This is a genomic window from Azospira inquinata (genome assembly GCF_018905915.1).
GTDB classification, from domain to species: Bacteria; Pseudomonadota; Gammaproteobacteria; order Burkholderiales; family Rhodocyclaceae; genus Azospira; species Azospira inquinata.
Genome location: NZ_CP064782.1, coordinates 120093 through 140769, shown reverse-complemented (window position 1 = coordinate 140769; position 20677 = coordinate 120093). Strand labels below are relative to the sequence as shown.

General features: G+C 65.2%; 20 protein-coding genes and 1 riboswitch. Of the genes, 8 read left to right on the top strand and 12 right to left on the bottom strand.

Annotation, left to right across the window (positions count from 1 at the left end; genetic code table 11):
* Positions 1–51: 51 nt before the first annotated feature.
* The gene (locus Azoinq_RS00650) at positions 52–1464 is read right to left on the bottom strand and encodes a sigma-54 interaction domain-containing protein (RefSeq protein ID WP_269751302.1); all 1413 of its coding nucleotides are present in this window, start codon (positions 1462–1464) and stop codon (positions 52–54) included.
* Between the two features lie 345 nt (positions 1465–1809).
* Between Azoinq_RS00650 and cydP the strand changes: the two genes are divergently transcribed.
* The 6 genes from cydP to cydX are packed head-to-tail and all read left to right on the top strand — an operon-like array spanning position 1810 to position 5955.
* A complete protein-coding gene (gene cydP / locus Azoinq_RS15185; RefSeq protein WP_408627084.1) occupies positions 1810–2043 on the top strand; it encodes a cytochrome oxidase putative small subunit CydP in 234 nt (77 codons plus the stop codon).
* A gap of 5 nt (positions 2044–2048) precedes the next feature.
* Positions 2049–3602: a cytochrome ubiquinol oxidase subunit I gene (locus Azoinq_RS00645; RefSeq protein ID WP_216127923.1), complete on the top strand. Its 1554-nt coding sequence runs from the start codon at positions 2049–2051 to the stop codon at positions 3600–3602.
* 10 nt (positions 3603–3612) lie between these two features.
* Entirely contained in the window at positions 3613–4755 is a 1143-nt protein-coding gene (gene cydB / locus Azoinq_RS00640; RefSeq protein ID WP_216127925.1) for a cytochrome d ubiquinol oxidase subunit II, read from the top strand.
* 12 nt (positions 4756–4767) lie between these two features.
* Entirely contained in the window at positions 4768–5409 is a 642-nt protein-coding gene (petA, locus tag Azoinq_RS00635; protein ID WP_216127927.1) for a ubiquinol-cytochrome c reductase iron-sulfur subunit, read from the top strand.
* Positions 5410–5411: 2 nt separating this feature from the next.
* Complete coding sequence (locus Azoinq_RS00630) at positions 5412–5837, top strand: NifB/NifX family molybdenum-iron cluster-binding protein (RefSeq protein ID WP_216127929.1); 426 nt, start codon at positions 5412–5414, stop codon at positions 5835–5837.
* Position 5838: 1 nt separating this feature from the next.
* On the top strand, positions 5839–5955 hold the full coding sequence (cydX, locus tag Azoinq_RS00625; protein ID WP_216127931.1) for a cytochrome bd-I oxidase subunit CydX: 117 nt from the start codon (positions 5839–5841) through the stop codon (positions 5953–5955).
* A gap of 259 nt (positions 5956–6214) precedes the next feature.
* On the opposite strand, the gene Azoinq_RS00620 is transcribed toward cydX, so the two are convergent.
* From Azoinq_RS00620 to Azoinq_RS00605, 4 genes are all read right to left on the bottom strand, one after another.
* Positions 6215–6709 carry a glutathione peroxidase gene (locus tag Azoinq_RS00620; protein ID WP_216127933.1) on the bottom strand — a complete coding sequence of 165 codons (495 nt, stop codon included), beginning with the start codon at positions 6707–6709 and terminating at the stop codon, positions 6215–6217.
* A gap of 36 nt (positions 6710–6745) precedes the next feature.
* Positions 6746–7072, bottom strand: coding sequence for a hypothetical protein (locus Azoinq_RS00615; RefSeq protein WP_216127935.1), 327 nt, complete (start codon positions 7070–7072; stop codon positions 6746–6748).
* Positions 7073–7079: 7 nt separating this feature from the next.
* Positions 7080–9695, bottom strand: a complete 2616-nt coding sequence (locus Azoinq_RS00610) for a glycosyltransferase family 2 protein (RefSeq protein WP_216132329.1) — start codon at positions 9693–9695, stop codon at positions 7080–7082.
* 255 nt (positions 9696–9950) lie between these two features.
* Positions 9951–11273 carry a sensor domain-containing diguanylate cyclase gene (locus Azoinq_RS00605; RefSeq protein ID WP_216127937.1) on the bottom strand — a complete coding sequence of 441 codons (1323 nt, stop codon included), beginning with the start codon at positions 11271–11273 and terminating at the stop codon, positions 9951–9953.
* Between the two features lie 164 nt (positions 11274–11437).
* Between Azoinq_RS00605 and Azoinq_RS00600 the strand changes: the two genes are divergently transcribed.
* Positions 11438–11857: a hypothetical protein gene (locus Azoinq_RS00600; RefSeq protein ID WP_216127939.1), complete on the top strand. Its 420-nt coding sequence runs from the start codon at positions 11438–11440 to the stop codon at positions 11855–11857.
* Positions 11858–11904: 47 nt separating this feature from the next.
* On the opposite strand, the gene Azoinq_RS00595 is transcribed toward Azoinq_RS00600, so the two are convergent.
* The 7 genes from Azoinq_RS00595 to gcvT all read right to left on the bottom strand — a co-directional run bounded on the left by Azoinq_RS00595 (position 11905) and on the right by gcvT (position 19964).
* A complete protein-coding gene (locus tag Azoinq_RS00595; RefSeq protein ID WP_216127941.1) occupies positions 11905–12567 on the bottom strand; it encodes a chloramphenicol acetyltransferase in 663 nt (220 codons plus the stop codon).
* Positions 12564–14372 carry a glycoside hydrolase family 17 protein gene (locus Azoinq_RS15030; protein ID WP_269751301.1) on the bottom strand — a complete coding sequence of 603 codons (1809 nt, stop codon included), beginning with the start codon at positions 14370–14372 and terminating at the stop codon, positions 12564–12566. The genes Azoinq_RS00595 and Azoinq_RS15030 overlap by 4 nt, the downstream gene beginning before the upstream one ends.
* Before the next feature lie 6 nt (positions 14373–14378).
* Positions 14379–14648 carry a biotin/lipoyl-containing protein gene (locus tag Azoinq_RS00585; RefSeq protein ID WP_216127942.1) on the bottom strand — a complete coding sequence of 90 codons (270 nt, stop codon included), beginning with the start codon at positions 14646–14648 and terminating at the stop codon, positions 14379–14381.
* Between the two features lie 48 nt (positions 14649–14696).
* Positions 14697–15230: a glycine cleavage system protein R gene (locus Azoinq_RS00580; RefSeq protein WP_216127943.1), complete on the bottom strand. Its 534-nt coding sequence runs from the start codon at positions 15228–15230 to the stop codon at positions 14697–14699.
* A 163-nt stretch (positions 15231–15393) separates the two neighbouring features.
* The gene (gene gcvP / locus Azoinq_RS00575) at positions 15394–18291 is read right to left on the bottom strand and encodes an aminomethyl-transferring glycine dehydrogenase (protein ID WP_216127944.1); all 2898 of its coding nucleotides are present in this window, start codon (positions 18289–18291) and stop codon (positions 15394–15396) included.
* A 114-nt stretch (positions 18292–18405) separates the two neighbouring features.
* On the bottom strand, positions 18406–18792 hold the full coding sequence (gene gcvH, locus Azoinq_RS00570) for a glycine cleavage system protein GcvH (RefSeq protein ID WP_216127945.1): 387 nt from the start codon (positions 18790–18792) through the stop codon (positions 18406–18408).
* A gap of 80 nt (positions 18793–18872) precedes the next feature.
* Positions 18873–19964, bottom strand: a complete 1092-nt coding sequence (gene gcvT, locus Azoinq_RS00565; RefSeq protein WP_216127946.1) for a glycine cleavage system aminomethyltransferase GcvT — start codon at positions 19962–19964, stop codon at positions 18873–18875.
* Between the two features lie 213 nt (positions 19965–20177).
* A riboswitch (glycine riboswitch) is annotated at positions 20178–20280 on the bottom strand.
* Positions 20281–20404: 124 nt separating this feature from the next.
* On the opposite strand from gcvT, the gene Azoinq_RS00560 reads away from it, so the two are divergent.
* Positions 20405–20608, top strand: coding sequence for a (2Fe-2S)-binding protein (locus Azoinq_RS00560; protein WP_216127947.1), 204 nt, complete (start codon positions 20405–20407; stop codon positions 20606–20608).
* Positions 20609–20677 lie beyond the last annotated feature (69 nt).

Here is a 20677-nt window from a genome sequence, read left to right as displayed (position 1 = left end):
AGCAGGTGGGGCTCCGTTTCCGCCCTTGACCCGCCTGGCTTTAGCCTACCCTCAATCCCCCGCCGTTCCTTCTTCCCCGCCCTCCTGCCGTTGCAATTTCCGGTACAGGGTGCGGCGGCTGATGCCCAGGCTTTCGGCGAGCCGGCCCATGTCGCCCTGGAGCCGGGCCAGGGCCCATTCCAGGTAGGCCTGTTCCAGTTCCGGCAGGGGCACCAGGCGATTTTGGCGGAAGGCCTGGGGATCGTCCTGGTGCTGATCCAGAAGCACCTGATGGCCTGGGTCGATGACCCTTTCCATATCCGGGGCATCCAGAAGTTCCCCGTCGCTCATCAGGGTGGCCCGCTCGATGATGTTGCGCAGTTCCCGGATATTGCCCGAATAGCGGCGCCGGGCGAGCCAGTCCAGGGCCTGGGGCGTGAAATGGCGCCCGGCCCGCCGATCCACCCGTCCCAGCAGGGATTGGGCCAGGAGGGGAATATCCTCGGGCCGTTCATGGAGGGCCGGGGTCTGGATGGGGAAGGTGTTGATGCGGAAGTAGAGGTCCCGGCGGAATTCTTCCCGGGCCACCATGGCGGGCAGGTGGCGGTGGGTGGCGGACACCAGGCGGAAATTGGCCCGTAGGGTTTCCAGGCCCCCCACCCGGCGGTAGGTGCCCGTTTCCAGGAGGCGCAGCAGTTTTACCTGGAGGGAGATGGGCAATTCGCCGATTTCGTCGAGAAACAGGGTGCCCCCCGCCGCCGCTTCCACCAGCCCGGCCTTGCGGTGGGCGGCGCCGGTGAAGGCGCCTTTTTCATAGCCGAAGAGTTCGCTCTCAAACAGGGTTTCCGTGAGCCCGGCGCAGTCCACCGCCACGAAGGGGCCTTCCGCCCGGGTGCTGGCCTCGTGGATGGCATGGGCCACCAGTTCCTTGCCCGTCCCCGTTTCCCCCAGGAGCAGCACGGTGGCGTCCGCCGGGGCTACCCGCATGACCTTTTCCAGCATGTCCACAAAGGCGGGGGAGCGGCCTACCAGGCCCTGGGCGGCGGGTTGGACACTGGCCTGACGGACGATGTGGAGGGTTTCCACAAAGTAACGGGGCTGGCCGTTTTCGAAGACCACCGGGGTGATTTCCACCTCCACATGCTCTTCCCCCCGGCGGGTGTGGTGCTGGTGCAGCATCCGGTAGGGGATGCCCTGGCGGCGGCTGAGGGCCAGGGGACAGGATTCCCCGGCCTGGTCGCAAGGCACCTGGATGCGGTGGGACACTTCAAAACAGCGCTTACCGGCCAGGGCCTGGCCGTCCGGTGCCTCAAATTCCCGGCAATAGGCCGGATTAGCGGCCAGGATGTGATAGCTGCCGTCCATGATGACCCGGGGTTCGGGCAGGGAATGGATGAAGGCGATAAGTTCGGCCAGGGCCGGGGAGGGGGGTAATTCGGGGGAGGACATGGGCTTGTCCGTGGGGTTGGACTGGGAGCTGGGCATGGGATGGGGCGCAGGGTTGGGGACGATCCTGGGTCCGGGCGGCGCGGGGGCAGGGGCCGGGGCCGGGGCCGGGGCCGGGGCCGGGGCCGGGAAATGGCCGGACAGGCTGACGGGCCGGGCCAGACGGTGCTTGACCAAGGGGGGATGGAAGAGAGTTTAAGTCAAATCCGGCACGGAGTGCGTCAAAATTGGCGCAGCTCCCTATCGGGTATCGGCCAGGACCTATCGTGAAACAGCAAATGCCTATGGCAATGCAATGATTTATATCAAGAAAAATTGTTACATCCGGGTTGGCACGGGTCTTGATATAGAAGAGACCGAAACAGTTGATCGAAAGTACCAGATATGACCCCCTCTCGACCTCGTTCCCGTCTTGTACGCGAGCTGGCGTGGATTCTCCTGATCAAGGTGATTCTGCTGTCGGCCTTGTGGTATGCCTTTTTCCGGCCGGCACAGCGGCCCGTCCTGGATTCCCGGACGGTAGCCCAGGGCCTGCTCGATCGGTCGACTGTTTCTCCCCACCCGGTTGCCGGGCCCGGGGACGCCCCCGTTTCCTCTTCTAGCCGTCGCAAGGAGTAAGGCGTATGCCAACCGAAGCACTGGTGGATCTGTCCCGTCTGCAATTCGCAGCCACCGCCCTGTACCATTTTCTCTTCGTGCCCCTGACCCTGGGCCTGGCTTTCCTGCTGGTCATCATGGAGACCACCTACGTTCTCACCGGACGCACCATTTACCAGGAAATGACCCAATTCTGGGGCAAACTCTTCGGCATCAACTTTGCCCTGGGGGTGACCACGGGCATTACCATGGAATTCCAGTTCGGCACCAACTGGGCCTATTACTCCCATTACGTGGGAGATATTTTCGGCGCCCCCCTGGCCATTGAAGGGCTGATGGCGTTTTTCCTGGAATCCACCTTCTTGGGCCTGTTCTTTTTCGGCTGGGAGCGGCTTTCCAAGGGCAAGCACCTTATGGTGACCTGCCTCATGGCCTTGGGCTCCAATCTTTCCGCCCTGTGGATTCTGGTGGCCAACGGCTGGATGCAGGACCCGGTGGGTTCTGAGTTTTCCTACACCACCATGCGCATGGAACTCACGGATTTTTGGGCAGTGGTGTTTAATCCCACGGCCCAGGCCAAGTTCGTGCACACGGTGTCCGCCGGTTATGTGACCGCTTCCGTGTTTGTGCTGGGCATTTCCAGTTTCTATCTCCTGCGTCGCAAGCATGTGGAATTTGCCCTGCGCAGCTTCCGCATTGCTTCCGCCTTCGGTTTTGCCGCCGCCTGTTCGGTGATCGTGCTGGGGGATGAGTCCGGCTACACGGTGTCCGAATCCCAGCAGTCCAAGATGGCCGCCATTGAAGCCATGTGGCAGACCCAACCGGCTCCCGCCTCCTTCACCCTGTTCGCCATTCCGGATCAAGAGCACCGTACCAACCATTACGCCGTGGAAATTCCCTGGGTCATGGGCCTGATCGGCACCCGTTCCGTGGATAAGCAAATCCCCGGCATTGATCAGGTACAGGCCCGCAACCGGGAACGGATCGCCTCCGGCGCCCTGGCCGTGGAAGCCCTCAGCACCCTGCGCAAGCATCCCCAGGATCAGGACGCTCAGGCGGTCTTTAAGGCCCACCAGGCGGACCTGGGCTTTGGCCTGCTGTTGAAGAAATATACGGATAAGGTGACCGCCGCCACCCCGGCCATGCTGGATCAGGCCGCTGCCGACACCATTCCCCACGTCGCGCCCCTGTTCTTCACCTTCCGCCTCATGGTGCTCCTGGGCTTCGCCTTCTTCCTGCTCTTTGTCCTGTCCCTCTACTACAGCCTAAAGGGCAATCTCCAGGACAAGACCTGGCTGCTCAAATGGGCCCTGTGGTTCATCCCCACCCCCTGGCTGGCGGCGGAAATGGGCTGGTTTGTGGCGGAATACGGTCGTCAACCCTGGACCATTTTCGGCGTACTGCCCACCCATCTTTCTTCCTCCACCCTGAGCGTGGCCAGCCTGTACGGCTCCCTGGCCGGATTCGTGGGCTTCTACACCCTGCTTCTGGTGGTGGAAATGTTCCTGATGTTCAAGTTTGCCCGCCTGGGCCCGGAATCCCATGGACCGGCCCCTACCCCGGTGACGGCGGCCCAATAAGGAGAATGTGATGCTTGCTTTGTTCGATTACGCCAATCTCAAGCTCATCTGGTGGCTGCTGGTGGGGGTCCTGCTGGTGGGCTTTGCCATCATGGACGGCCACGACATGGGGGTGGGCACCCTGCTGCCCTTCGTCGCCAAAGGGGACGAGGAACGGCGGGTGGTGATCAATACGGTGGGGCCCCACTGGGACGGCAATCAGGTGTGGTTCATCACCGGGGGCGGCGCCATTTTCGCCGCCTGGCCCCTGGTTTATGCCACCGCCTTTTCCGGCTTTTACTGGGCCATGCTGGCCGTGCTCTGGGCTCTGTTCTTCCGCCCCGTGGGCTTTGACTATCGGAGCAAGATCGCCCATCCCACCTGGCGCAAAACCTGGGACTGGGGCCTCTTCGTCGGCGGCGCCGTGCCTCCCCTGATTTTCGGGGTGGCCTTCGGCAACCTGTTCCTGGGGGTGCCCTTCCACTTTGACGACACCCTGCGCTCCTTCTATACCGGCAGCTTCTGGGGCCTCCTGACCCCCTTCGCCCTCCTGGCCGGGGTGGTGAGTACGGCCATGATTACGGCCCACGGCGCCCATTACCTCATGCTGCGTACGGAAGGGGAGGTATATGAACGGAGCCGCAAGGCCGCCCTGATTTTCGGCCTGGTGGCCATTCTGGGCTTTGCCGCTGCCGGCCTGTGGTTGGCCCAGCTGCCCGGTTATGTGCTGACCCACGCCGATCCGGGGGGCCTGCCCAATCCTATCGACAAGCAGGTGACTTCCCTGGCCGGGGGCTGGCTGGCCAATTACGCCGTCTTCCCGGCCATGAAGGTGCTGCCCGCCCTGGGCTTTGCCGGCCTGGTGCTGGGCCTGGTGGGGGCGCTGGCCCGGCGTCCGGGCTGGGCCTTCGTGGCCTCCGCCCTGGCCATGACCGGCATTATCGGCACCGCCGGGGCTTCCCTGTTCCCCTTCATCCTGCCGTCCTCCACGGACCCGGTGAGTAGCCTTACGGTGTGGGATGCGGTGTCCTCCCGGCTTTCCCTGGGGGTCATGCTGGGGGCCACGGTGATTTTCATGCCCCTCATCATCATTTACACCAGCTGGGCCTACAAGGTCATGGCGGGCAAGGTCACCCTGTCCTTTATCCGCAACAACGACCATAGCGCTTACTGAGGGAGGCGAACCATGGCTGACTGCACCTGCAAATGTTCCCTGCCCCAGGGGGCCAGTTTTGGCGGGGCCCCCGCCGATCCGGCCCGGCGCCAGTGGCTGCTGGCCACTTCCGCCCTGGGCGGGGCGGCCCTGACGGTGACCGCCATTCCCTTTGTCGCCAGCCTGTTGCCCTCAGCCCGGGCCCGGGCGGCCGGCGCCCCGGTGGAGGTGGATATTGGCAAGCTGGCCCCCGGGGAACTGCTCACCGTGGAATGGCGGGGCAAGCCGGTGTGGATCCTGCGCCGCACCCCGGCCATGCTGGCTTCCCTGAAAGCCGCTGAGCCCATGCTGGCGGACCCGGTGTCCGCCCATTCCAACCAGCCCGCCTACGCCCGCAATCCCTGGCGTTCCCGTAATCAGGAAGTGGTGGTGCTGGTGGGTATCTGCACCCATCTGGGCTGCTCCCCCTCGGAGAAATTTGCCGCCGGAGCGGTTTCTGGTCTGGGGCCCGACTGGCCCGGGGGCTTTCTCTGCCCCTGCCACGGCTCCACCTTTGATCTGGCCGGGCGGGTGTTCCGCAACAAACCGGCCCCCACCAACCTGGATGTGCCCCTCTACCGCTATTTGGCGGAAACCCGCCTGCTGATCGGGGCGGATGAACAGGAGAAAGGCTGACTATGGCTGCCCCTCTGCCCCAAAGCTATAACCCTCGGGCCCGCTACATCGCCGTGGCGAGCCAGAACCGGCGCACCGTCACCGGCCACGCCGGACGCTGCCGCCGCTTCACGCTCTTTGAACTGGGCGCCCCCCAGCCGGTGGGGGAACTGGAACTGGCCCCGGAAGCGGTGCTCCACGAAGCGGCCCTGGGCCCGGAACATCCCCTGGGTCAGGCCGTGGCCCTCATCGCCGCCAGCATGGGGGATGGGGTGCGGCGCCGTCTGGCCCAGTTCGGCATCGAGGCCTATCTCACGGAAGAGGCCGATCCGGCCCGGGCTGTGGCCCAGTATCTGGCGGGCCACGCCTCGGCCCCCACCCGCCCCACCGATTGTCATTGCGACCATGGCGCAGGCCATGGCGCCCTTACCCCCTCCCAAGGAGATTGATATGTGGTATTTCGCCTGGATTCTCGGCACCGTCATGGCCATTCTGCTGGCCGTGGTGGCGGCCATGAGCTTTGACGCCAAGGAGGACGCTTCCGGTACCTCCCAGACCCGGCACTAAAGGGGGCTGTTCCCCGTTAAGCAACGCTGAAGACGGCGCCCGGCGCCCCCTTCCCAGGGGCCCGGCGCTGGTCCCCGGTTTCCAAAGACTCCCTTGCTTTTGGAAATCGCCTTTTGCCCCGGTTGAAGGCCCGGGGCATTTTTTTTTGCCCGCACCCGCACCCGCACCCGCACCCGCACCCGCACCCGCACCCGCACCCGCACCCGCACCCGCACCCGCACCCGCACCCAAGCCAGAGCCTTCCGGCGTGGCTCCCAATCTAGGCTTGGAGCAGGGCTTCAATATCCCCGGCCAGTTCCTCGGGCCGGGTGGTGGGGGCGTAGCGCTGGGTGACCCGGCCCTGGCGATTCACCAGGAATTTGGTGAAGTTCCACTTGATGGCCTCGCTGCCCAGTACCCCGGGGGCGGCGGCCTTGAGGGCCTGGTAAAGGGGATGGGCCTGGGGGCCGTTCACCTGGATTTTGGCGAAGAGGGGAAAACTTACCCCGTAATTTTTTTCGCAAAAGGCGCCGATTTCTGCGGCGTCTCCCGGCTCCTGGCCGCCGAACTGATTGCAGGGAAAGCCCAGGACCGTGAGCCCCTGGTCCCCGTAGCGGCGGTGGAGGGCTTCCAGCCCCTGATACTGGGGGGTAAAGCCGCAGCGGCTGGCCGTATTGACGATGAGCAGCACCCGCCCGGCGTAATCCCCCAGGGTGGCGGGTTCTCCGTTCAGGCGTTCCAGGGGGATGGTGTAGAGATCCGGTTGATCGGCCATGGTTTGACTCCGGCGGGGAAAAGGGGAGAGGGGGCTTTAGGCGCTGTGGTACTGGAGCCAGAAGGCTTCCCGACAGGTGTTCTGGAAGACCTGTTTGGCGGGCTGGATGGGGGGAGTGCCCGGGCCCTGGGCCAGGACTTCGTAGGTGATCCAGCATTCGGCGCAGGCCAGGTCCGATGGGAAATCATCCTGTTCCACGGTACGGCGTATGACCACCCCGTTGTGGAAGCGGTAGGTGGTGGTTTCCCGGCAGACGGTGAAACCCTGGTCTGGCCACTGTTCCTTGGCCGTTTCCCGGGTAGCGATGGGGTGGGGGCTGGGGCGCTCCAGAATGGCGCTGACGTAGGGGGCAAGGGTTTCCATACTGCTTTCAGACCCGGTGGGCCCCTGCCGGTTCCCCCCTATCCGGGATTTGTTCCGGCCAATAGGCGGCGATCTGGCAGCCCAGGGCGGCCCAGTAGGGCAGGGATTCCAGGGCCAGCACCCCAATCCACACCAGGGCTTCCAAGTCCGCCAGGCCCCGCATCCAGATCATGGCCCCCATACAGGTGAGCAGGGCCAGGAGTAGGCCCAGTTCCTCCCGGATGGGGCCAAAGAAGGCAAAGCGGCCCTTGGCCTTCCAGCCCTTGGGGGTGCGCACGAATTCTCCGTGGCGTTTGATGAGCCCGGTGAACACCCCCCGGGCGATGGCGTGGGAGAGGCCCACAGAGAGCAGGGAGGCCCCGGCGATGTCGGCCCAGGGACAATCCATGGTGCGCCGGTAGAGAATGGGGCCCAGGGCGGCTTTGAAGGCCATGAACCCCAGGATGGGCACCACCATCATGGCCACGGGCAGGCCGAAGGATTTTGGGGCGGCCAGCATGCCCACGGTCCAGGCGATGGAGGCGAAGGCGAAAATAAGTTGGAGGGCGTCCCCGAACCAGGAAAACCAGCCGGTGAGGAAGTGGTAGCGCTGGGCCAGGTTGAGGCGGCTCTGGCCCACCAGCCGGGGCAGATGGTGCTTGAGGATTTGCATGGCACCGAAGGCCCAGCGCATGCGTTGGGATTTGGCGGCGGCAAAGTCCGCCGGAGTCAGGCCCCGGCCCAGGACGCAGTCCACATAACGGGTTTCGTTGCCCGCCTCGATGAGGCGCAGGCCCAGTTCCGTGTCTTCACAGATACACCACTCGGACCAGCCCCCCACCCGGTCCAGGGCAGAGCGCCGCACCAGGGTCATGGTGCCGTGCTGGATCAGGGCATTGCGCTCATTGCGGTGGTGCATGCCGATGCGGAAAAAGCCGTCGAATTCCCAGTTGCACATGCGCCGGAAGGGCTGGTTTTGCCACTCCCGGTGGGCTTGGGGCGCTTGCACCACGGCCACTTCCGGGGCGGCGAAATGGCCCACCAGACAGGCCAGCCAGTCCGGTTCCACCACATAATCCGCATCCACCACCCCCACCACCTGGGCCCGGGGATCCGTGTGTTCCAGGGCGAAATTCAGGGCTCCGGCCTTGAAGCCGTGCCAGGGCAGCAGGTGGAAAAAGCGGAAATTGGGGCCCAGGCCCGCCATATGGGCTTGCACCGGCTTCCACAGGGCTTCGTCGGTGGTGTTGTTGTCGATTACCAGCACCTCGAAATGGCGGTAATGGAGCCGGGCCAGGCTGTCGATGGTGGCAATGACCATGTCCGGCGGCTCATTGCAGCAGGCCAGATGGATAGACACAAAAGGCTCTTCCTCCTCCCGGGGCGGCGGCAGGGGCTCGAAATGGCGCAGCCAGCGGCCCTTGAAGAGCACTTCCCCGAATTCAAAGCCATGGGAAAGGAGCACGGCCACGGTGATTACCGTGGCCAGGGTGAGAATCACCAGTCCGAGTAAATCCCGCCGGGTCAGGTAGTAATCCACGGGCACGCTCATGCCGATTACCAGGGTGGTGGTGCAGGCCTGGATCAGCAGGCATAGCCAGAGGCGCCCGGCAAAGCCCCAGCCGGGGAGGAAATAGGCCACCAGGACCATGGGCACGAAGGCTAGCAGGGCGGCGATCCAGGCCTTGTCCTGCCAGTGCACGTCCCGGATCACGTCCCCTTCCAGGGGAAATTTCAGTTCCCGGTCCGCGTTGTAGAGTCCCCAGTAGGCCCCGGCCCAGCCTTCCACGTCGATTTTCCAGGGCTGGTCGAAGGCCTCCATGAGGAAATAATCCAGGTTCATGTCCCGGGAGGTGGCCAGAAATTCCCGGATAAAGCGGGCCTGGTTAGCCACGGAGGGCACCGCTCCGCCGATGATGGGGCCGTTGCTGGGCCAGCCGATTTCCCCGATCACCACCCGCTTTTTCGGGAAGGCCTGTACCAGCTGGCGGTAGCGTTCCATGGCGTAATCCACCGCCTGGGCCACGGGCACCCCTTCGTGGTAGGGCAGGAGATGGACGGCGATGAAATCCACGTGGCGGGCCAGGCCCGGGTTGCGCAGCCAGACGTGCCAGGGCTCGGCGGTGGACACGGGAATGTGGTGCAGGGCGGCCCGAGCCCGGTCCAGGTAGGCCTCCAGTTCGGGCACCGTGAGGTCGCCCCGGAGCACGGTTTCATTGCCCACGATGACCCGTTCCACATGCCGGTTATCCAGAGCGGTGCGGATGGCGGCGGCCAGCTCCCGCTCATTGCGGGCCTGGTCCTTGGAGAGCCAAGCCCCCAGGGTGAGGCGCATGCTGTGTTCGTAGGCCAGATCAATGACCGAAGGATTTTCCAGGGCGCTATAGGTGCGCACCCGTCCAGCGGTCTGGGAGAGCAGATCCAGGTCGTCGGAAATTTCCTGGGGAGTGGGATAGGTCTGTTTCAGGGGACTTTCGTCCCGGCGATAGGCGGCGTAGGCAAAGCCCCGGATGGTGTCCTGGGCGTCGGCGATAGTGGTGCTTTGATTGGCCTTGGCCCACAGGGTGTATTGCAGACCGGCGATGACCAGGGCCAGAACCAGGGCTCCCAGCATGCGCAGGGCGATGGGCGGGGTGATTTTCATAGCGGCGACAAGGGGGGCCGGCATCCGAATCCGGTTAGGGGGCCGGATTGGCGCGTCTGGACGACAGGGACCCTTGGGGGTGAATGACTTGCCCATTCTAGGCTAGTTTGGCCCGATGGTTGACCGGGAAGGCCCTTCCTTTGGGGGAATCGCTCGGTTCGGGGAATGGGGTGCCCCTATGGGCGCTGGTCCCCTGACCCAGGCGTGGCCGGCGGGGCGGGGTGTCCAAGCCCCTCCGGCTTATCCCGGGCCGGGTCAGGCGAGGCAGACCTGGTTACGGCCCCCGTTTTTGGCGCAGTAGAGGGCCTTGTCCGCGCTGTTGAGGAGCACGTCGATGTTGTCCTCCGGTCCCGTGGGGGCGGCGACGCCGATGGAGACGGTGAATTGCACGGGCAGGCCTTCCTCCAGGGGAACCTTGGCCCGGGCGATGGCTTCCCGGAGCCGTTCCGCCGCCTCCCGGGCCGCTTCCGGCGGACTGTCCGGCAGCAGCACGGCAAATTCCTCGCCCCCCAGGCGCCCCAGAATATCCACCTGACGCAGGGTGGCCTGGCAGATGCTCGCCAGGGTTTTTAGGACCGTATCCCCCACCTTGTGGCCGTAGCGGTCGTTGATGCGCTTGAAATGGTCGATGTCCAGCATAAACAGGGAAAGGGGCGTGGCGTAGCGATTGGCCCGGTTCAGCTCCTGCTCTGCCCGGGCCATGAAGTGGCCCCGGTTGCAGACCCCGGTGAGGTAGTCGATATGGGCCTGACGGGTCAGTTCTTCTTCCAGGAGCTTGCGTTCCGTGATGTCCGTGTGGGTGCCGCACATGCGCAGGGCCTTGCCCTGGTCGTCCCGGGCCATGACCTTGGCCTGGTCCAGAATCCAACGGTAGCTGCCGTCCTTGCAGCGCATCCGGTATTCCTCTTTGTGAGCGGCCGCCCGGCCTTCCACCACCGCATGGATGGAGGCCCAGGCCCGGTCCCGATCGTCCGGATGGATGAAATCCGACCACTGCTGGGCCGTGGTCTGGATTTCCTCATAGGTGTAGCCCAGCATCTGGGCCCAGCGGGCGTTGCGCTCCACTCGCCCGGTGCTCAGATTCCAGTCCCAGAAGCCCAGTTCCGAGCCTTCCAGAACGAAGCGCAGCTGGGTGGCCCGTTCTTCCAGGGCAAATTCCCCCCGTTTGCGTTGGGTGATGACGTCGAAAAGGGTGACAAAATGGTCCGGTAAGGGGCAGTAAACGGAGATGGACAGCCATTCGCCGAAGGAGGGAATGTACATCTCAAAGGCTTCCGGCTCCCCGTTACGGGCCACCCGGCCGTAGATGGTTAGCAGTTCCTGATCCGATTCCCGGATACCGGGCCGGACCTGGCTGGCCAGCTTGCCCGCCACCTCCCCCTGGCCCGTCTGCCGATGGAAAGCCGGGTTGGTATAGAGGTAGCGGTAATCGTAGGGCTGACCGTCCCGATAAATCATCTGGCAGAAAGCCACCCCGTTGAGCATGTACTCCAGCAGGCCGTCCAGTAATTCCCGGGTGCGGTCGGGGGAAATATGGGGGACGAAGGCGGGGGCAGGGGGATGGGCGGTGGGGCTCATGGGGGCCTCGGGACCGGGGGGAAAGCCCATGGTACACGGAGAAATCGGGGATCGGAACGGGGCCGGGTTTCTCTGGTACGCCCTGGATTGTGGCTAGGACCCCGCCAGGGGCCGGACCCGGCGGGGTAAGATGGCTTTTCCCTATTTTTGCTACCGGTTTTGCCATGGGCCTGCGCCGCCGTTCCCTCCCTGTTCCCCCTTCCCTGCCCGCCCTGGTGGGAACCCTGGTCCTCAGCCTGGCGCTGGCCTTGGGCTTGCGCTACGGCCTGTTGGAATCCGAGACCTGGGCGGGCCGTTGCGGCGCCCCGGAAGGGCCGTGGGGCCTCTGCGCCTTGCGGGACGGGGTGCCCCTGCTCTTTAGCCACCACGGCCTGGGTGGAACGGCGCTGGTAGGCGGGGCCCTGGGCTTCTTTTTCCGCCGCCGCCTACCCGCCTGGATCGGCCTGGTGGCGGGCTGCGCCGGGCTGGTGCTCTACGATTTTGAAGGGGCGGCGGTGGGCGGTCTGCTGGCTCTCCTGGCCCTGGCGGCACCGAGGCCTGAGCTAACGCCTGGGGCTGATCCCGGAGCTGACGGGGCGGGCTGAAGCCGGTCCGGGGCCGGCCGGCCGGTGAATCCAGCGCCGGGCCGGACTTAAAGGCGGGGCCCGGTCTCGGGCAGAGGGCCTTGCTGGACGGCCTGGGCTAGGGCTTCCAGGGTCTGCAAAAGGCGCCCCACATGGAGCCCATCCACAAACATGTGATTGACCTGGACGTTGTAGGGCAGCAGCTCCCGGCCATCCTGGGCCTGGAGCTTGCCCCAGGAGACCCGGGGAATGGCGTCTTCCTTTTTCAGGCTCAGGGTGTGATCCACCCCGGTGAAGCTAATCCAGGGCAGGGCGGAAATGAAGACAAAGTCATCCCGGCCCTGGAAGGCGCTCAGATCGAAATAGGCTTGGGAAGCCAGGATTTCCGCCTTGCAGTGGGCGTCGAAGCTGGCCGGGTCGTCGCCACAATCCAGAGTGATCATGCGAAACAACTCCTCTCCCGGCTTCAAATGGGCGAAGGACGGATGGAGCCGGTCATGGAGCACCACCGTTTCTCCCCGCAGTCGGTAGCGGAAATTGTCGATCCGGTTCATGGCCTGAACCGTGAGAAAAACCAGCAGATGGTTGAGGGACCAGCCCCGGGCTCGGGCGTACCGGGCCAGACCGGTCATGTCCACGGGGGCGGTGACGTTGTAAAAGGGCAGGTCGGCCCGGCGGAAAAAGCCGAAGTGTTCCCGCCGGTTCCAGGTATTGAGGTCGATTTCTTTCATGGCGTGGGAGGGGAAGGTTCAAGGGGCGGGCGGCGGCCCCCCAGGGTGGAAGTCGCCAGGACCAGGCAGGTCAGGCCCCAGGCCTGGGCTTCCCCGTTGCCAGGATCTTCCAGCCAGCCCAGGAGGCCCGCCAGGGTAAGGACCAGGGCCAAAAGCCGGACCCGGCGGCCCAGGGGGCGGCGCTGGGACCAGGGCGCCAGCCAGCGGCAGGCTCCCAGGAGGAAGGCGGGGAGCAGGTAGAGCAGGGTGGGAAAATCCCGGTAGCGGGGGGCGGCGGCCTGGAGCAGGGCAGCCACTGCGGCGGCGAAAAGTATCAAGCCGTGCAGAAGGCTGAAGCTTTTGGCGGCCCGAAGTCCGGGGGGGTTAGGGGCCGGATCGTGGCTTGGGGAAGCTTCAGGGCCCTGGCCTTGGCCTGGTGATTCGCCTGGGGCTTGGCACGAGGCCTTTGAGGCATCGGACGGAACTTGGGACGGGGAGGCCTCCGGCCCTCCGGCTGCCAATTCCGGGTAGCGGACCAGCACCAGGGTGAGGGCCGGGCCCATCAGGGCCACGGCGCCCAGGATCAGCCATTCCCAGGCGCTGCGGTAGGCCTGTAGGCCATGCTCATACTGGAGCAGCACCAGGGCGCCGGCCAGGGCTCCCATTAAGGCCCGGGTGGTCTGGGCCGTGGCTCCTCCGGGCCAGCGGGCCAGGAGGCCCCCCAGGCCCAGGATCAGAGCCCCTGCCAGGGCGGCCAGGGTCAGGGGCCGCCCATCCCGGGCGGCGGCCACCGGGCCGCGCCAGGGAAACTTGGGGGCCAGGGTGGCGGCGTCCAGCAGGCCCCAGTAGCCCCCCACCGTGCCTTCCAGCTGGCGCTTCCAGGGCTGATCAATGGCTTCAATCAGGTTGTAGTGCCAGCCCCGGTTTTGGGCCTGGACCAGAAATTCCCGGATAAAGCGGGCCTGTTCCACCGGTCCGGCCCGGGCTCCCTGGCGCTGGCGTCCGGCGCTGGGCCAGCCCGTTTCCCCGATGAGCAGGGGCTTGTGAAATTCCTGCCCCAGCAGGGCCAGGATGCGGGCCACATGGGCCACACCTTGGGTGTGGGGCACGGGCTGGTCTTCCCAGAAGGGCAGAATGTGGACGGTGACCAGATCCACCGACCCTTCCAGGCCCCGGTGGCGCCGCCAGAACTCCCATACATCCGCATAGGTGACGGGCACCCGGGTCCGGGCTTTGGCGGAGCGGATCAGCCGGGCCAGTTCCCCTTCCGGCAATTCCCGGCGCAGCAGCACCTCGTTGCCCACGATGAGGGCTTGCACCGTGTCCGGATAGGCGTTGGCTAGGGCGATGGCCCGGTCCAGTTCCTGGGCATTGCGGGCCCGGTCGGCGCTGATCCAGGCCCCCAGCAGCACTTTCAGCCCCAGGCGCCGGGCCTGGGGCAGCACCTGATCCAGGCCCTGGGCTACGGAATAGATGCGCACGCAGCGGGTCAGGGGGGCCAGCCGCTCCAGGTCTGCAGCGATCTGGGCCGGGGGGGCCACATAGGCCGGGTCCAGGGGGGACTGGCCGCTCAGGTGGTAGGGGGAATAGGAAACGCATTGGAGCCTGGCCGGGGGCGCCGGTCCATCGGGCAGGGCCACCGGCCGGTTGTTCTGCCAGACCCAGGTGGCCAGGAGCGCTAGGGCCAGGAGATGGAACCCCAGCAGGCGCCACCAGTAGGCGTTTTCCGCCCCGTTCTCCTTGCCGCCGCTGGGAGGAGCGGCGTCCGGTGCGGCCCCCAGGGGTGGGCTAGGGGGGGCGTCGCTCCGGGGGGCGGGGCCTGCCATGGGGCCCTAATCCAGCGCCAGGGTGAGGATGGGGGCCCCTTCGGCGGGCTTGTCCCCGGCGCTCATGAACACTTCCTGGACCGTGCCCGCCCGGGGGCTGGGAATATCCAGGGCCACCTTGCCCGTTTCCAGGGTGAGCACGTTGTCGTCCTCCACCACATGGTCCCCGGGGGCGACCAGCATTTCCAGGACAAAAACCTCGCCCTGGGCGCAGTTGCCGCAGGTTTCCCAGCATTCCGGGTACTTGGGCATATTCATTTGAAAAAGTTGGGACATGGGGGGGCGGGAAGCAAGGGCCCGGGCTGGCCGGGCCGGTGAAAGGGATCAGGCCCGTGGGCTTTGCAGGGTCTGGTTCAGGCTGATTTCCACCATCAGATCATTGGAAAGCAGTTCCAGGGCGTCGATGAGATGGGTGAGGTCCAGGTCGGGCCGGGCCAGGAGTTCCGCCTCGGCGTGGAACAGGGGTTCGGCGGACATGGGGGCGCTGGCGGTGTAGGTGTTGAGCTGCTCCACATTGACCCCCTGTTCGGCCAGCACCTGGGACACTTCCTGGACGATGCCGATGCGGTCGTGGCCCACCAGGGACAGGGTGAGGCGCTGGCCCGCCGCCACTGGGGCCTGTCCGGCGGTGGTCTGGGTAATGTCCAGGCCTTCCAGCTCGTCCAGGGCCTGGCCCAGGGCGCCCGCCTTATCCCCGGCCACGCTGATTTGCACAATGCCGGCGAATTTGCCCGCTAGCCGGGACATGGAGGCCTGTTCCCAGTTGCCGCCGTAGGCGCTGATGGCGGCGGAAAGTCGCTCCACCAGGCCGGGCCGGTCGTCACCGATGACGGTGAGGATGAGGTTTTGTTGTGCCATGAAGGGCCTCGTCGAAAGAAAAAGGGAAGGGGCTGGCCCGGGCCCCCAGGTTTCCTTTTCGGAGACCGGGCGCCCATAAAAAAGGCCGGGTGCCGCCTGCCCGAAGCATAGCGCCACCCGGCCCTGGGGGAAACGGGGGAAGCCCTTTCCCGCTAGTGCAGCCCTATTTCCGGTAATCCTCCACCGGGGCGCAGGAACAGAACAGGTGCCGGTCGCCGTACACGTCGTCAATCCGGTTCACCGTGGGCCAGAACTTGTGGGCCGCCACCCAGGGGGTGGGGAAGCAGGCGACCTGACGGCTGTAGGGCCGCTCCCAGACTTCATCGGCCAGATCGACCTGGGTGTGGGGGGCGTGCTTCAAGGGATTGTTGTCCTTGGGCCAGACGCCGCTTTCCACCTGGCGGATTTCCTCCCGGATGGCGATCAGGGCGTCCACAAACCGGTCCAGTTCCACCTTGGCTTCCGATTCGGTGGGCTCCACCATCAGGGTGCCGGCCACCGGGAAGCTCACCGTGGGGGCGTGGAAGCCATAGTCCATGAGCCGCTTGGCGATGTCCGATTCGCTGATGCCGCTGGTCGCCTTAATGTCCCGGATGTCCAGAATGCACTCGTGGGCCACCCGTCCCTGAGACCCCACGTAAAGAATGGGGTAGTGGGGCGCCAGGCGGCTGGCCACATAGTTGGCATTGAGGATGGCGCCCTGGGTGGCGGCCTTGAGCCCCCGGCCTCCCAGCATGGCGATGTACATCCAGGAAATAGGCAGAATGGAGGCGGAGCCAAAGGGGGCGGCAGCCACCGCGCCCTGGCCCTTGTTCTTCCGTTCCGCCGGGCCGGTGCCCTGGACCGTGTGGTCGGGCAGGAAGGGCGCCAGATGGGACTTGACGCCGATGGGCCCCACCCCCGGTCCGCCACCTCCGTGGGGAATGGCGAAGGTCTTGTGCAGGTTCATATGGGACACGTCGGCGCCGATGAAGCCCGGGGCGGTGAGGCCCACCTGGGCATTGAGATTGGCTCCGTCCATATACACCTGGCCGCCGTGGCGGTGGATGATGTCGCAGATGTCCTTGATGGCTGCCTCGAACACCCCGTGGGTGGAGGGGTAGGTGATCATCAGGCAGGCGAGCCGGTCCCCGTATTGCCGGGCCTTGGCTTCCAGGTCCGCCACATCCACGTTGCCCTGGGGATCGCATTCCACCACTACCACTTCCAGCCCGGCCATGTGGGCGGAGGCCGGATTGGTGCCGTGGGCGGATTTGGGAATCAGACACACGTCCCGGTGGCTTTGGCCCTGGGCCGCCTGGTAGCGGCGAATGACGGCCAGCCCGGCGTATTCCCCCTGGGCGCCGGAATTGGGCTGGAGGCTCACTGCGTCAAAGCCGGTGAGGGTCTTCAGCCAGTCCTGCAAGCCCCGGATCATTTCCACGTAGCCCTGGGCCTGATCCAAGGGGGCGAAGGGGTGGATGTCCGTGAATTCGGGCCAGGTGATGGGCTCCATGGCGCTGGTGGGATTCAGCTTCATGGTGCAGGAGCCCAGGGAAATCATGGCCTGATCCAGGGCCAGATCCTTGTTCTGCAACTGGCGCAGATAGCGCAGCATTTCGTGTTCCGTGTGGTAACGGTGGAACACGGGATGGCTGAGAATGTCGTCCCGGCGCAGCAGGGCGTCGGGCAGGCTGGGGTCCTGGGACGCCACCTGGGCATCCAGGCTGGCCACTTCCATCTTCACCCCGGAAATGAGGGCCAGCAGCCGGGTTACATCGTCCCGGGTGGTCTTCTCATTGAGTGCGATGGCCAGTTGTCCCCCTTCCACCAGGCGCAGGTTGTAACCTGCTTCCCGGGCGGCTTGGAGCACCGTAATGGCCTTGGCCCCCAGTTCCACCCGCAGGGTGTCGAAGAACTGGCGGGTGAGCACCTTGAGCCCGGCTTTTTCCAGGCCCCGGGCCAGGATGGCCGCCAGACGGTGAATCCGGGTGGCGATGGTGCGCAGGCCCTGGGGCCCGTGATAAACCGCGTACATGCCCGCCAGATTGGCTAGCAGCACCTGGGAGGTGCAGATATTGGAGTTGGCCTTTTCCCGGCGGATATGCTGTTCCCGGGTTTGCAGGGCCATGCGCAGGGCCCGGTTGCCCCGGGCATCCACGGAAACCCCGATGATGCGGCCCGGCACGCTACGCTTGTGGGCGTCCCGGCAAGCGAAATAGGCGGCGTGGGGACCGCCGAAACCCAGGGGAATGCCGAAGCGCTGGGCCGAACCCAGGGCAATGTCCGCTCCCATGGCGCCGGGGGATTTGAGCAGCACCAGGGCCAGCAGATCGGCGGCCACGGCGGCGATAGCCCCCTTGGCTTGAAGAGCGGCGATGATGGGGGACAGGTCCCGCACCTCGCCCCGGTCATCTGGGTATTGGAGCAGGGCGCCGAAAACGTCCACCGTGGCCGCTTCTTCCGCCGGCCCGAAAATCAGCTCGTAGCCGAAGAAACCGGCTCGGGTCTTGATCACGTCCATGGTCTGGGGGAAGCAGGCCTGATCCACGAAAAAGCGGTTGGAAGCGCTCTTGCTCAGGCGCCGGGCCATGGTCATGGCTTCCGCCGCTGCCGTGGCTTCATCCAGCAAAGAGGCATTGGCCAGGTCCAGACCGGTCAGGTCCATGACCATTTGTTGGTAGTTGAGCAGGGCTTCCAGACGGCCCTGGGCCACTTCCGCCTGGTAGGGGGTGTAGCCCGTGTACCAGCCCGGGTTTTCTAGCACATTACGGCGAATGACGGCGGGCATGAGGGTGTCGTGGTAGCCCTGGCCGATGAGGGAGTGGTGCACCACGTTTTTCCGGGCCATGGCCCGGAGCTGGCTTAAAGCCTCGTGTTCCCGCCGGGGTTCGGGCAGGGGCAGATCCTGGGGCAGGCGAATGGCTGCCGGCACGGTTTGCTCGATCAGGGCGTCCAGGCTGGGGACGCCGATGGCGGCCAGCATGGCGTCCCGATCCGCGGCACCGGAGCCCACATGACGGGCGATGAACTCGTCTTGCTGCTCCAGGGCGGAGAGGGGTTGTTGCATGAGGGAGGTCATGAAAATGTCCTGGGAAAATCACCAAGAGACGGGCCCCTTTGCGGCCTGAGCCGGGCAGGGGGCGTCGGAACGGGGGCCGCCCAAGGGAATAGGGGCGGGCGGCCCGGCGGGGATTTATTCGCTATCCGCCAGCTTTTGGTAGGCGGCGGCGTCCAGCAGGCCCCCCAGGTCAGCCCCGTTGTCCGGCTGCATCTTGAACAGCCAGTTGCCGTAGGGGTCTTGATTCACCTGTTCGGGGGCATCCACCGGGGCCGGGTTGGTTTCCGTCACGGTGCCGGCCACGGGGGCGTACACGTCGGCGGCGGCTTTCACCGATTCCACCACGCAGGTTTCCTTGTCGGCTTCCAGATGGGTGCCCACTTCGGGGAGTTCAATAAACACCAGGTCGCCCAGCAGTTCCTGAGCGTGTTCGGTAATGCCCACGGTCAGGCTGCCGTCGGCTTCGACGCGTACCCACTCGTGGCTCTTGGTGTATTTCAGGTCGGCGGGAATAAGGGACATGGGATTCTCCAGGAAAAGAGTAAATCGGTAATCGGGTTTGCTAATGGGGAAAGGGGGCCCGGCGGGCCGGGCAAGGGGCCTTAAATCAGGGCTTTGCCGTGGCGCACGAAGGGGGGCTTAACCACCTGGGCCTTGAGGCGCTTGCCCCGTATGTCCACTTCCACCGTGTCGCCCACCTGGGTGGCCAAGGGTAGGTGGGCCAGGGCGATGGACACTTCCAGGGTGGGGGAGAAGGTGCCGCTGGTGATTTCCCCCTCCCCGTGGGGGGTGTGAACGGTCTGGTGGGCCCGCAGTACGCCCCGATCCAGCAGGCGCAGCCCCAGGAATCGGGCTTGCTGGCCCTGGGCCTGGAGGGCGGCTTTGCCGACAAAGTCCCGGTCCCCGGTCAGATCCACGGTCCAGGCCAGGCCTGCGTCCAGGGGGGAGACGGTTTCGCTCATATCCTGGCCGTAGAGGTTCATGCCCGCTTCCAGGCGCAGGGTGTCCCGGGCGCCCAGGCCGCAGGGTTTCACCCCCGCATCCAGCAGGGCCTGCCAGAAGGGGGCCGCATCGGCGGCGGGGAGGGTGATTTCAAAGCCTTCTTCCCCGGTGTAGCCGGTGGTGGCCAGGAAGCAGGGGCCCACCTGAACGCCGAAAAAGGGGGGCAGATTTTCCGTGGCCGCTTTGGCCTGGGGGATGACCTGCCAGACCTTGGCTTTGGCCTGGGGGCCCTGCACCGCGATCATGGCCACGGCCCGGGGGCCTTCCCGGAGGGGCACCAGACTTACGTCCAGATGCCATTCCCCGAGACGGTCGGCCATCCAGGCCAGATCCTTATCGGCGGTGCCCGCGTTGATGACCACCCGGTAGCGGTTTTCTCCCTGGAGGTACACGATCAGATCGTCCACCACCCCCCCGGTGGGGGTCAGCATGGCGCTGTAGAGGGCCTTGCCCGGGCGTTGCAGCTTATCCACGTTGTTGGCGATGAGGCGCAACAGAAAAGCGTGGGCGTCCGGCCCGCTCACATCCACGGCACACATGTGGGAAACGTCGAACATCCCGCATTCCCGACGCACGGCGTGGTGTTCCTCAATCTGGGAGCCGTAGTGGAGAGGCATATCCCAGCCGCCGAAATCCACCATCTTGGCCCCGAGGGCCCGATGGGCGGCGTTGAGGACAGTTTGTTTCGTCATATCAGTCCTTTGGCTACGGCCATTAATGCCGTTTCTGAAAACGAAAAAGGGGTGAGCCGAAAACCTGACGGTTTCCGGCTCACCCCTCTGTCCTACAACCTGAGAGTGTTTCGGTTCGTCCCCGGCACCGCCTGATGGCCATGTCCGTACTGCGGGACCCCCGCTTGCCCCCTTCGGTGGATGGGCCGGGCCCATCGCTCTCCAGAGTTCTTTACGCTGCAAACGGTCCTTGTGCCTGAGCGATTTCGGGTTGAGCAATGAATGGATTGCGCCTTCGGCGGCGGCCCAAAAAGCCGCGCTCTCCCGTTTGCGGGGCGGACTATAACCCAGTGCCGGAGCGGCTTGCAAGGAGGATTTTTGGAACTTGTTGAGAATTACTTGCATCTATTCGATTTGTCGATAATAATTCTCATTAGTAAATTTGTCCTGGGAGTCCCATCATGTATGTCTGTGTTTGCAATGGCGTGACCGAAGGCCAGATTGCCTCCTCCGTCGCGGCTGGCGCCACCAGCTATCAGCAGCTGCGGCAGCAGTTGGGCGTGGGGCAGGGCTGCGGTAAATGCGCTCGGGAAATCCGCCAGCAGTTGCGAGGTGAAGCGCCTGCTCCCTGTCGGGAATGCAACGGGGCCTGCGAGCGGCGCTGACCGTCCCAGGGCCCTGGGAACCCCGGCGTTTGCGAGCCGTTTTCTCCCATCCCCCGTCTATGCTAGGCT

Bases quoted from the DNA above. Each gene is read 5' to 3' on its own strand.
- Azoinq_RS00650 (WP_269751302.1), bottom strand. From the start codon at position 1,464: ATGCCCAGCTCCCAGTCCAACCCCACGGACAAGCCCATGTCCTCCCCC.
- cydP (WP_408627084.1), top strand. From the start codon at position 1,810: ATGACCCCCTCTCGACCTCGTTCCCGTCTTGTACGCGAGCTGGCGTGG.
- Azoinq_RS00645 (WP_216127923.1), top strand. From the start codon at position 2,049: ATGCCAACCGAAGCACTGGTGGATCTGTCCCGTCTGCAATTCGCAGCC.
- cydB (WP_216127925.1), top strand. From the start codon at position 3,613: ATGCTTGCTTTGTTCGATTACGCCAATCTCAAGCTCATCTGGTGGCTG.
- petA (WP_216127927.1), top strand. From the start codon at position 4,768: ATGGCTGACTGCACCTGCAAATGTTCCCTGCCCCAGGGGGCCAGTTTT.
- Azoinq_RS00630 (WP_216127929.1), top strand. From the start codon at position 5,412: ATGGCTGCCCCTCTGCCCCAAAGCTATAACCCTCGGGCCCGCTACATC.
- cydX (WP_216127931.1), top strand. From the start codon at position 5,839: ATGTGGTATTTCGCCTGGATTCTCGGCACCGTCATGGCCATTCTGCTG.
- Azoinq_RS00620 (WP_216127933.1), bottom strand. From the start codon at position 6,709: ATGGCCGATCAACCGGATCTCTACACCATCCCCCTGGAACGCCTGAAC.
- Azoinq_RS00615 (WP_216127935.1), bottom strand. From the start codon at position 7,072: ATGGAAACCCTTGCCCCCTACGTCAGCGCCATTCTGGAGCGCCCCAGC.
- Azoinq_RS00610 (WP_216132329.1), bottom strand. From the start codon at position 9,695: ATGAAAATCACCCCGCCCATCGCCCTGCGCATGCTGGGAGCCCTGGTT.
- Azoinq_RS00605 (WP_216127937.1), bottom strand. From the start codon at position 11,273: ATGAGCCCCACCGCCCATCCCCCTGCCCCCGCCTTCGTCCCCCATATT.
- Azoinq_RS00600 (WP_216127939.1), top strand. From the start codon at position 11,438: ATGGGCCTGCGCCGCCGTTCCCTCCCTGTTCCCCCTTCCCTGCCCGCC.
- Azoinq_RS00595 (WP_216127941.1), bottom strand. From the start codon at position 12,567: ATGAAAGAAATCGACCTCAATACCTGGAACCGGCGGGAACACTTCGGC.
- Azoinq_RS15030 (WP_269751301.1), bottom strand. From the start codon at position 14,372: ATGGCAGGCCCCGCCCCCCGGAGCGACGCCCCCCCTAGCCCACCCCTG.
- Azoinq_RS00585 (WP_216127942.1), bottom strand. From the start codon at position 14,648: ATGTCCCAACTTTTTCAAATGAATATGCCCAAGTACCCGGAATGCTGG.
- Azoinq_RS00580 (WP_216127943.1), bottom strand. From the start codon at position 15,230: ATGGCACAACAAAACCTCATCCTCACCGTCATCGGTGACGACCGGCCC.
- gcvP (WP_216127944.1), bottom strand. From the start codon at position 18,291: ATGACCTCCCTCATGCAACAACCCCTCTCCGCCCTGGAGCAGCAAGAC.
- gcvH (WP_216127945.1), bottom strand. From the start codon at position 18,792: ATGTCCCTTATTCCCGCCGACCTGAAATACACCAAGAGCCACGAGTGG.
- gcvT (WP_216127946.1), bottom strand. From the start codon at position 19,964: ATGACGAAACAAACTGTCCTCAACGCCGCCCATCGGGCCCTCGGGGCC.
- Azoinq_RS00560 (WP_216127947.1), top strand. From the start codon at position 20,405: ATGTATGTCTGTGTTTGCAATGGCGTGACCGAAGGCCAGATTGCCTCC.